Below are 10,198 nucleotides of genomic sequence, written 5' to 3' on the forward strand. Positions count from 1 at the left end.
AGCTGGCTTATTGGTTGATTGCTTCAATAATCTTCTTTGGATTATCAATGAAGAGTTTATCTGCATAGGCACGGCCATACTTTTTCGTTACGATGTTGTAAGCTTTGAGTAAATTTGGACGTCTTTTAAGCATGTTGTGTGAATCTGATGCAATAATATCGATTAATTCATTCTTTAAAAGGTATTTAGCGAGTTTTTTTCTCTTAAATCCTTCTGTACCGATAATTGCTGCTGCATTGAGTTGCAGCATTGCCCCAGTTCTCTTAAGTTTTGAGTAATCGTCTTTTTTCAAATACTCATATCTTTCTACATGGGCAATGATAGGTTTGAGTTTTAGAACTTTGAAGTTATAGATTGCATCATCAATAGCCGGATCAACTCTAGTAGAGAACTCTACTAATACGTAAGGCGTTTTGTTGATACAAAGTTGTTCTTCAAGTTCCAATATTTGTTCTTTGTAGTATACTTCTTTACCCAAATAAAGGTTAATATTTATACCTTCTTGTTTGGTTCTTTCAAGTAATTTGGAAAACTGATTCTCAATAAATTTTTGTTTTTCTTCACCATGTCTTTTAAAGTGTGGTGTTAGAATACAATCTGTTACGCCTTGTTTTTCTTGTTCCTTTAACATTTCAATTGATTCTTCAATGCCTTGTGCGCCATCGTCTACATCATTCAAAATGTGTGTGTGAATATCAATCATAGTATTTATAGGTATACCCGTATTTAGAGCCTCGTGATACCTTGTATTGTGTCATGCAAAATCCAATGATTGGAGTCGTAGTCTTTGACAATGAACTAATTGCTTCTTTAACCAATGCTTTCTTCGCTTTAGCATGAGCTACTACGAAGATAATACCATCAGCAATTCTATTGACAAAAAGCGCATCCGAGACAACAATCACAGGTGGTGTATCTAATAAGATATAATCGTAATCCTTTTTAAGTTCTTCAAATAGTGCAAGTAATTTTGCACTTTGTAAAACGTTGGTAATTGACGTTGTTTTTTCACCGGTAGTAATAAAATCAACTTTGTCTTCTGAGTGATTAATCAAACTATTCTTATCAATCTTACCAAGTAGATAATCTGTTAGACCATCTTTGTTGATAACACCATAAACTCGGTTTAGTTTTGGTCTTCTTAGGTCTAAATCGACAGTCAACACTTTTTTACCACGTTGTGCTAGTAAATAAGCTAAGTTAGAGATAAGTGTTGTTTTACCTTCTGATTGAACACTTGAGGTAAATTGTATGATTTTATATTTGCCATCAATGTTTGCATACTCTAAATTGATGATCGTTTTTTGAAGAGATTCTGTTACGAAGGAATTTGGTGAGTCTCTCGAAACTAAGTATTCATAGTTCCCTTGAGATTTCTTTTCAAGAATTTTCATATTATAGTTCCTCCTTAACTTCAAAACTAGGAATCACGCCTAAGACTTGAATATCAAAGTCGTCTTCAAGCTCTGATTTAGAACGATATGTATTATTAGTAAGTTCTTTAATTAAGACGATACCAACCCCGATAATACCACCCAATAAGAAACCAATGATTACATATAGGGTTTTATTTGGTGATGCATAAACACCTGGTTGAGGGTCTGTTGTTGCTTTACTGATCTTGTTTTCAAAAGATGAGAATGTTTCATCTGTATTAGCAATTTTTCTTGCAGATTCAATGATTTGAGCAACAATATCTTTAGCTAAATTCGGATCTACCGATTCATAAGAAATATATACGAAGAATGTGGTTGATGAAGAAGTAACGCTTAATCCTTTTCTGATCTCGTTAGATGTCATGTCTAAATCAAGTTCGTTAATGACATCATTTAACACGATATCTTTCTTCATAAATTCTGCAATAGATGGAACTAATCTAAGTGCTGTTGTATAGTCAAAGCCTAGTTCTGTACTTGCTTCTACTTGGACGATAACATCTGATTTGGATTCATACATTGGTGTTGCGATTCTAAAAGCATAAATGCCTGCGACAACCGTTACTAAGACGGTGGTAATTCCAATTATTAACCAGTTTCTTAGCAATATATTAAAAAGATCTAACAAACTGATGCCTTTTTCTTCTTGATTTTCCATAAAAAATCTCCTTTAAGTTTAATTAATGTCTATCGCTAACTTGATTATAGCATAGACAAAGCTTAATAATCTAGGTTTTCTAACATAACGTCGATAAAAACCTATTTATTTTTCTTCATCAATTCAATAACTTTGTCAATGTCTTTCTTAACTTCTTCTAAAGAAGTAATCCAAAAAGATTTATCCCTAACGTTAATGCCCATTGATAGTGCAGCATCTTCCACACTTGCCTTACCAGTAAGTGCCAATAGTTCATCGTACTTCTTCAAGAAAGTCTCTGAGTCTTTTTGATAAAGACTATATAATCCTTTCCCGAATAATAATCCAAATGCATATGGGAAATTATAGAAGTTTAACCCTGCACTATAATAATGACCTTTGTTTAACCACATATAAGGGTGTAAATAGTTTTCATCTAGCCCATCTTGATAAGCTGCTTTTTGAGCTTCTAACATCCACGACTTCATCTTATCTTTTGAGATTGGTCCGGTTGAATTCTCGAATAGTTTGGATTCAAACATATACCTAGATAGAATGTCAATTATGACTTGAGTGTCACCTTGTAAAGAGATTTCTAAAACGGATAGTTTTTCTTCATCTTTATCCAATGCGTTATAAAGCTTATTCATAACAATGGTTTCACAGAAAATCGAAGCCGTTTCAGCAAGAGGCATTGGATAACTCCAGTTAAGTGGGGCCTCATTTGAGATAACATCTCCGTGATAGCCATGACCTAGTTCATGCGCAAGTGTGGATACATCGGATAATGATCCTGTAAAGTTTAACAAGAATCTTGATTGTTTGATTTGAGGTTGGTTTGAACAGAAAGCGCCACCTCTCTTCCCTTTTTTAGGGAATGCATCTAGCCAACTGTTATCGAATGCTCTTTTTGCAAAATCGCCTAATTTAGGAGAAAAACCATAGAATGCATCTAGGACAGTTTGTTGTGCTTGTTCAAATGTATATGTTTGATTTAAATTACCAATTGGGGCAAATAAATCGTAAAAAGGTAACCCATTTTTATGACCAAGGTATAGGGCTTTTTCTTTCAAATAGTTTGCAAAATAAGGACGATAATCCAACATTGCTTCAATCATGGCATCAAGGGTTTCTTTTTCCATATGTGATGAATCAAGGGTTTTTTGTAAGGCACTTTCATACCCTCTTAGTTCATTCATCATTGTCACTTCACGTTTGATGTTAGATAGGCTCATTGCAACTGCATCCGCAATTGGTTCATATGCCTTAAGTTCAGCTTCATAGGCTTGTTTTCTTATAACACTATCGGCTTCATATGCAAGGTTTCTGACTTCACTTAGTGTGATGGTTTTTCCATTGAGTTCCACAGGTAAGTTAGCCGTTAACAAGCTTTGAAGTTGACCCCATTGTCCAGAAGCTACTTGTCTTAATTTAGCATATAAGACTTCTTCTTTTTCAGATAATAAATGTTTAGAAGCTTTTTGTTCAAGGGAAAGAACGTAGTGATATTGTTTGATTAAGTCGCTTTGATGTCCGAGTGCGTCTAAATCAACGTCTTTAATCCATCTTGAAATCATGACGTTTTCTTTTGTAACGGATGAGAAAAGTTGTTGAAGTTTGGATAAATACCCAAGTGCTTCTTGATTAGTAACATCCGTGGATGTAGTTAGGCTGGCAAAAGCATACAAACTATGTGCAATCAGTTCAATCTCTTCTTGTTTAAGTAAGTAGGCTTCCAAAAACTCAAGTGTTGAATATTGATCCATGGACTCTACTAACTTCTTGTAATCCTCTAATAGGCTTTCAGCCTTCTTAATGTCTTTTAAATAGCTTTCATCAAAGCCTTTGTATAAATCATCTAAATTCCAATTCATAATTAATGTCCTCTTTCTGCTTTCAGTTCAAATAACTGATCTCTAAGTTCTGTGGCTAGCTCAAAGTCTAATTCTTTAGCTGCTTGTTTCATTTCACGTTCAATACGGGCGATGGTTCTATCAAGATCTTTTTGAGTATATTTCTTCTTAGGTTTGTCTTCTTCAAATTCTTGTTTCATCGAGATATCCGCACGAATGTCTTTCTTAACTGTTACTGGCTTAACATTGTATTTGGCATTAAATTCCAATTGAATTTGACGTCTTCGATAGGTTTCGCCAATGGCTTTTTCCATTGCATCTGAGATACTATCTGCGTACATGATGACATGTCCGTTTTCATTTCTCGCGGCTCTACCAATCGTTTGAATTAAGCTTCTCTCACTCCTTAAGAACCCTTGTTTATCCGCATCTAGTATCGCAACCAAGGATACTTCCGGTAGGTCCAATCCTTCTCTTAACAAGTTAATTCCGATTAAGACGTCGTATTTTCCCAACCGTAAATCTCTTAAAATAATGATACGTTCTAGTGACTTAATCTCTGAGTGGAGATAAGCTACTTTGAGACCTAACTTTTTAAAGTATGCCGTTAAGTCTTCACTCATTCTAATCGTTAAGGTTGTAACCAAAACACGTTCGTTTTTTTCAATACGTTTAATAATTTCTGCATATAGATCATCGATTTGACCAAATGATTTACGCACTTCAATTTCTGGATCAATTAAATAGGTTGGTCTAATAATTTGTTCAACAATTGGAAGACCTCTCGAAAGTTCGTAATCCCCAGGCGTTGCTGATAAGTATATTACATTATCTAATCGGTCTTCGAACTCATCAAATTTAAGGGGTCTATTATCTAGGGCACTAGGTAATCTAAATCCAAAATCTACTAACGTTTGTTTACGTGATCTATCTCCGTTATACATTCCTCTAACTTGACTGACTGTCACGTGAGATTCATCGATGATGAGTAAGAAATCTTTGTTAAAGAAATCAATTAGTGTGGAAGGTGTCTCTCCAGCTTCTTTCAAAGACAGATGTCTTGAATAGTTTTCAACACCAGGACATACACCAATTTCTTCAAGCATCTCTATGTCGTATTTGGTTCGCATTTGAATACGTTCGGCTTCAAGGGGTTTTTCTTCATCTTGAAAATACAAAATGCGTTCTTGAAGTTCATTTTTTATTCTTCTTATAGATTCTTTTAGTTTCTCTTTATTGGTCATGAAGTGGGTAGCTGGGAATATCGTAATATAATCTAGAACCTCAAGCGTCTGTCCTGTCAATACATCAAATCGTTTGATGCGGTCGATTTCATCACCAAACAATTCAATTCTAATTCCTGTTTCTCTAGCATTGGAAGGAATTACTTCAATTGAATCGCCTCTAACTCTAAATGTCCCACGGTGAAAATCTATGTCATTACGTTGATAAGTCAGTTCTACTAGTTTATTAAGAATGTAATTTCTTTTGATTTGGTCGCCAGTTCTTAAGAACATAATCGAGTTTTTGTAATCATCAGGATCCCCGATACCGTATATACAAGATACTGAGGCAACAACGATCACATCGTCTCGTTCCAACAAAGAGGCGGTAGCGCTATGCCTCATCTCATCAATTTCATCATTGATGGAAGCATCTTTTTCAATATAGGTGTCGGATGTAACCACATAAGCTTCTGGTTGATAGTAATCATAATAGGATATAAAGTACTCTACTCTGTTTTCAGGAAAGAAAGCTTTAAGTTCACTATATAATTGGCCGGCTAAGGTTTTGTTATGTGCTAAAACAAGGGTCTTTTTACCCATTTTTTCGATGATATTAGAAATGGTAAAAGTTTTACCGGTCCCAGTAGCACCACGTAAAACTTGTTGTTTCATTCCATTAGCAAAGTTATTAGTTAGTGTATCAATGGCTTCAATTTGGTCTCCCATCGGTTGATATGGCGCAACCAATTTAAACTTTGACATAGTATCACTTCCTTTTAGTATCTATTATACATAATAGAGAACAAAAAAGCACGGAAATCGTGCTTATTTGAACGTAACTTCTTCATCATCTAATCTAGATACACGAGAAGGGTTAATAATGTTCTCTGCGATGTTTTTTAAATGGTCTCCAATACGTTCCATATTGGATAATATTTCTACGTAATTGGTTTTGGAAGTAAAGTTTAATTCACCATTTTTAAGTCTTTCAACGTAGTTTAGTCTGAATTTTTCTTCAAGTTTATCTGTGACTGTCTCATACTCAATCGCAAGTTTAGCTTTCTTAACATCATTATAAACAAATGATGCCATCGTCATATCAAACATCTCTTCTAAAACTTTATAATAATGTCTTAAGTCCTCAATACCACCTTCAGATAGTACCTGATTTTCCTCATATCGATTTTTGAAAAATCCTATAAGGTTAGTTAAATGGTCTCCAATACGTTCGAAGTCTCTAATGGTGTCTAGGTCTCTCGATAGTCTATTTGAGTCTTTGAAAGAAAGTTCGTTTTTTCTAACTAGATTGATCATGTAATCGTGAAGTCTCTTGTCATAATCATCTAAGGTGTGTTCATACTTTTCTGCTCTATTTAAACTTTCAGAAGAGTTTTCAAAACTATATTGTCTCGTAAGGAAAAAATAATCTCGTGCAATTGATCCCATCTTATTAATCCCTTTTTTAACATAATAAAGCGCTAATGAAGGCGTTTCTTGTAAGAGTGATTCATTAAAGATCACTTCAAGTTCATCTGAGCGTTTCTTCTCTTTGATTAACCAAGATGATAAATCGATTAGTTTGTCCATGAAGAAGAATAGAATGACTGTAGTAACAACATTCATGAGAATGTGAGCGAATGCTAAAGTAGCCATTGAGTACTGTGTTAAGAATGTGCTTTCCACCCAAGACACCACATGATAATATGGCCATAATAGAATCAAAAAGATGACGGTTCCCAGTACATTAAACATAATGTGTATTGCAGATAATCTTCTTGATTCAATAGATCCATTTATAGAAGCCATTACGCTTGTAATGGTTGTTCCGATATTAGCACCTAAGATTAGAGGTAGTGCACCAATTAATGAGAAGGTAGCGATGCCTGTTGTCGCATTCATATGGTAAAGCTTTTGAATAATACCGATTGATGCTGATGAACTTTGGATAAAAGCTGTAAATAAAGTCCCAAATGTTACACCAAATAACCAGAATGCGCGGTTAGAGGTGTCTGAGAATAACATGAATAAATCTTGTACATAAGGATTATTCACCACTGATTTTAACCCATCAGACATGACTTCAAGTCCGAAGAAAATCAGCCCTAGTCCGAGAATAACTGACCCTATATTTCTAATGATTTTCCTTTTAAAGAAGAATAGCATAACCACAGAAACGAAGATCATCAATAGAGCATAATCTGCTATGGGTAAACCGATGATAATAGATGTTACGGTCGTCCCGATGTTTGCGCCAAATATGACACCAACTGATTGCTTAAGCGTCATTAATCCTGCGGTAACTAATCCGATAACCAACACAGTTGTTGCTGAAGAACTTTGCATAATTACTGTTAATAAAACACCCATTATGATAGCTTTAATTGGCGTATTGGTCGTTTTTTCAATGATTGATCTCATCTTATTCCCGGCTGAGCGCTTCAAAGAGTCGCTCATCAGTTCCATCCCATATAGGAATAACCCAAGCCCCCCTAATATATAGAGGATATTTCTAGTAGTTTCACTCATGTTAATTAATCTCCTTTACTTAATAAACCCACAAAAAAAGATGCTAAAATAGCACCTTTATTAGGATTCTCTTGAACAAATGATTAAGTTCATACTATGAGTCAAAATTAGAATCATATAGTCACCTTAAAAATATTGTTTTTCACTTAAGATAATTTACTTACTAGTTGATACAACTCTTCCATTGATTCGTTTTTCATTTGGAATACTTCTTCAAATGGTAAATAAATCATCTTCGAGTTCATAACGCCAATGGCGACGCCAAATGTTTGATTATTAATTAAATCGATTGCAAAAGAACCCATTCTACCTGCTAGGATTCTATCTTCAGCGGATGGTGATCCCCCTCTTTGAACATAGCCTAAGACAGTGGCTCTACACGCAAAACCACTTTTTTCAGTGATTTCATCTGCAAGTTCATGTACATTAGTAATATTTTCCGTAATCACGATGATGGCATTTCTTCTGCCTTCGCTCTTATGGACTTTTAATTTTTCGATTAAGTCATTTTTATTAAGTTTATGTTCTTGTGTGATAATGAACTCTGCCCCACAACTCAAACCAGCCATGATGGCTAAATCTCCACAGTTTCTCCCCATGGTCTCAACAATCGAACATCTTTGATGAGAGGAAGCCGTGTCTCTTAGTTTGTCAATCGCTTCAACGATGGTGTCCAAGGCGGTATGGAATCCGATTGTAAAATCTGTTCCTGCTAAATCATTGTCGATGGTTCCAGGAATGCCAATCACTGGAAAACCCATTTCAGTAAGTGCTTGAGCCCCACGATAAGTACCATCTCCACCAATAACTACTAGGCATTCAATACCTATTTTTCTCATGTTATCAATGGCAATTTGTCTTACGTCTTTGTTGTGAAAATCCTTCATTCTTGCTGTTCCTAGAATTGTTCCGCCCTTTTGAAGAATCTCAGAAACGCTCTTTCTAGACATCTTTTCAAAGTTACCTTCAACCAGACCTGAGTAACCATCCATAACTCCATAGACTTCATGTCCAGAGTTTAAGCCAGCTCTTACAACAGCTCTAATTGCAGGATTCATTCCAGGTGCATCTCCCCCGGAGGTCAATACAGCTATTTTCATATCCTCACCTCAAATCGACTTCATTATATCATGTAATTTAAATGGATTTTAACCATTTTTTACATTCTAAAATGAGAAAGCGATTTCTTATAAGTATTTTCAATCTAATATGATAAAATGTACTCGAAAGAATATGAAAGGATGCGTATATATATGAAAAATTTAAAAGGCGCTGCTATTTTAGGGCAATCAGGTGGTCCAACAAGCGTTATTAACGCAAGTGCTGCCGGTGTATTTTTAGAAGCTTTAAAACAAGAAAACATTACTGCAGTATATGGTGCTGCCCACGGTATTAAAGGGATTTTAGATGAAGAATTCTATGATATTTCCAAAGAAGATATCAAAGAATTGGAATTACTAAAAAACACACCAAGTTCAGCAATTGGATCTGTAAGATACAAACTAAAACCACTTAAAAAAGATCCAAGTGACTATGAAAGATTACTTGAAGTATTCAAGAAATACAACATTCGTTACTTCTTCTATAACGGTGGTAATGACTCAATGGATACATGCAACAAGATCAGCAAATACTTCAAGAATGCTGGTTGGGATTGCAATGTTATGGGTGTTCCAAAAACAATCGATAATGACTTAACTGGTACTGACCACTGCCCAGGTTATGGTTCAGCTGCTAAATATGTAGCAACCACTATGATGGAGTTATACCATGACGCAACAGTATACAACACACCAATGGTTACTGTAGTTGAAGTGATGGGAAGAAACGCTGGTTGGTTAACTGCTGCTGCTCAACTTGCTAAATCTAAAGGCCAAGGCCCTGATTTAATCTACCTACCAGAAATCGTATTTGATTACGACCAATTCTTCGTTGACGTTGAAAACACTTTAAAAGCTAAAGGTAAAGTCATCGTTGTTGTATCAGAAGGTATTAAAGACAAAGATGGCAAGTATGTTCCAGAACATTACTCAAGTCTATCAACTGACTCATTTGGACATGCACAATTAGGTGGAACTGCTTCGATTTTAGCTGATCAAATCAAAGAAAAACTCAATGTTAAAGTTCGTTCTATCGAGTTCTCATTATTACAAAGAAGTGCTGCACACTTAGCTTCAAAAGTAGACGTTAAAGAAGCGTTTATGGCTGGGGTTAAAGCAGTTAGAGCTGCTGTTAACGGAACAACTGACAAAATGGTTGGATTCGAAAGAGTATCTTCAAACCCATACAAGATCAAATACAAACTTGTTTCATTATCTAAGGCAGCAAACACTGAGAAGAAAGTCCCAGCTGAATGGATTTTACCAAACGGCCAAGGCTTAACTCAAGAATTTGTTGACTACGCATTGCCATTAATTCAAGGCGATGACAAAGCACCACTTGAAGACGGTCTTCCACGTTTCGCAAAACTTAAAAAAGTGTTTGTTGAAAAAAAATAACTGAAATAACTTTAATAATAGG

The 10,198-nt window shown here is 35.2% G+C and carries 8 protein-coding genes; 1 reads left to right on the plus strand and 7 read right to left on the minus strand.

Annotated elements, in window-relative coordinates:
• Window positions 1-7: 7 nt before the first annotated feature.
• The 7 genes from JN09_RS00610 to pfkA all read right to left on the minus strand — a co-directional run bounded on the left by JN09_RS00610 (window position 8) and on the right by pfkA (window position 8,778).
• On the minus strand, window positions 8-703 hold the full coding sequence (locus JN09_RS00610; protein WP_204431862.1) for a CpsB/CapC family capsule biosynthesis tyrosine phosphatase: 696 nt from the start codon (window positions 701-703) through the stop codon (window positions 8-10).
• Complete coding sequence (locus tag JN09_RS00615) at window positions 696-1,394, minus strand: CpsD/CapB family tyrosine-protein kinase (RefSeq protein ID WP_204431863.1); 699 nt, start codon at window positions 1,392-1,394, stop codon at window positions 696-698. The genes JN09_RS00610 and JN09_RS00615 overlap by 8 nt, the downstream gene beginning before the upstream one ends.
• 1 nt (window position 1,395) lies before the next feature.
• Window positions 1,396-2,094 (minus strand): YveK family protein, encoded by a 699-nt coding sequence (locus tag JN09_RS00620; RefSeq protein WP_204431864.1) that lies wholly within the window; start codon window positions 2,092-2,094, stop codon window positions 1,396-1,398.
• A 101-nt stretch (window positions 2,095-2,195) separates the two neighbouring features.
• Window positions 2,196-3,947, minus strand: coding sequence for a M3 family oligoendopeptidase (locus JN09_RS00625; RefSeq protein ID WP_204431865.1), 1,752 nt, complete (start codon window positions 3,945-3,947; stop codon window positions 2,196-2,198).
• Window positions 3,948-3,949: 2 nt separating this feature from the next.
• Window positions 3,950-5,914, minus strand: coding sequence for an excinuclease ABC subunit UvrB (uvrB, locus tag JN09_RS00630; protein WP_204431866.1), 1,965 nt, complete (start codon window positions 5,912-5,914; stop codon window positions 3,950-3,952).
• 63 nt (window positions 5,915-5,977) lie between these two features.
• Window positions 5,978-7,678: a Na/Pi cotransporter family protein gene (locus JN09_RS00635; protein WP_204431867.1), complete on the minus strand. Its 1,701-nt coding sequence runs from the start codon at window positions 7,676-7,678 to the stop codon at window positions 5,978-5,980.
• A 146-nt stretch (window positions 7,679-7,824) separates the two neighbouring features.
• Window positions 7,825-8,778 (minus strand): 6-phosphofructokinase, encoded by a 954-nt coding sequence (gene pfkA, locus JN09_RS00640; protein ID WP_235985142.1) that lies wholly within the window; start codon window positions 8,776-8,778, stop codon window positions 7,825-7,827.
• Between the two features lie 153 nt (window positions 8,779-8,931).
• Here pfkA and JN09_RS00645 point away from each other — a divergent pair, with 153 nt between their 5' ends.
• On the plus strand, window positions 8,932-10,176 hold the full coding sequence (locus tag JN09_RS00645) for a 6-phosphofructokinase (RefSeq protein ID WP_204431868.1): 1,245 nt from the start codon (window positions 8,932-8,934) through the stop codon (window positions 10,174-10,176).
• Window positions 10,177-10,198 lie beyond the last annotated feature (22 nt).

The sequence above is a fragment of the Paracholeplasma morum genome, assembly GCF_016907055.1.
GTDB lineage: Bacteria > Bacillota_I > Bacilli_A > Acholeplasmatales > UBA5453 > Paracholeplasma > Paracholeplasma morum.

Excerpts from the sequence above, each read along its gene's own strand:
- JN09_RS00615 (WP_204431863.1), bottom strand. The coding sequence starts at position 1,394 with ATGAAAATTCTTGAAAAGAAATCTCAAGGGAACTATGAATACTTAGTT.
- JN09_RS00625 (WP_204431865.1), bottom strand. The coding sequence starts at position 3,947 with ATGAATTGGAATTTAGATGATTTATACAAAGGCTTTGATGAAAGCTAT.
- JN09_RS00645 (WP_204431868.1), top strand. The coding sequence starts at position 8,932 with ATGAAAAATTTAAAAGGCGCTGCTATTTTAGGGCAATCAGGTGGTCCA.
- JN09_RS00635 (WP_204431867.1), bottom strand. The coding sequence starts at position 7,678 with ATGAGTGAAACTACTAGAAATATCCTCTATATATTAGGGGGGCTTGGG.
- JN09_RS00620 (WP_204431864.1), bottom strand. The coding sequence starts at position 2,094 with ATGGAAAATCAAGAAGAAAAAGGCATCAGTTTGTTAGATCTTTTTAAT.
- pfkA (WP_235985142.1), bottom strand. The coding sequence starts at position 8,778 with ATGAAAATAGCTGTATTGACCTCCGGGGGAGATGCACCTGGAATGAAT.
- uvrB (WP_204431866.1), bottom strand. The coding sequence starts at position 5,914 with ATGTCAAAGTTTAAATTGGTTGCGCCATATCAACCGATGGGAGACCAA.
- JN09_RS00610 (WP_204431862.1), bottom strand. The coding sequence starts at position 703 with ATGATTGATATTCACACACACATTTTGAATGATGTAGACGATGGCGCA.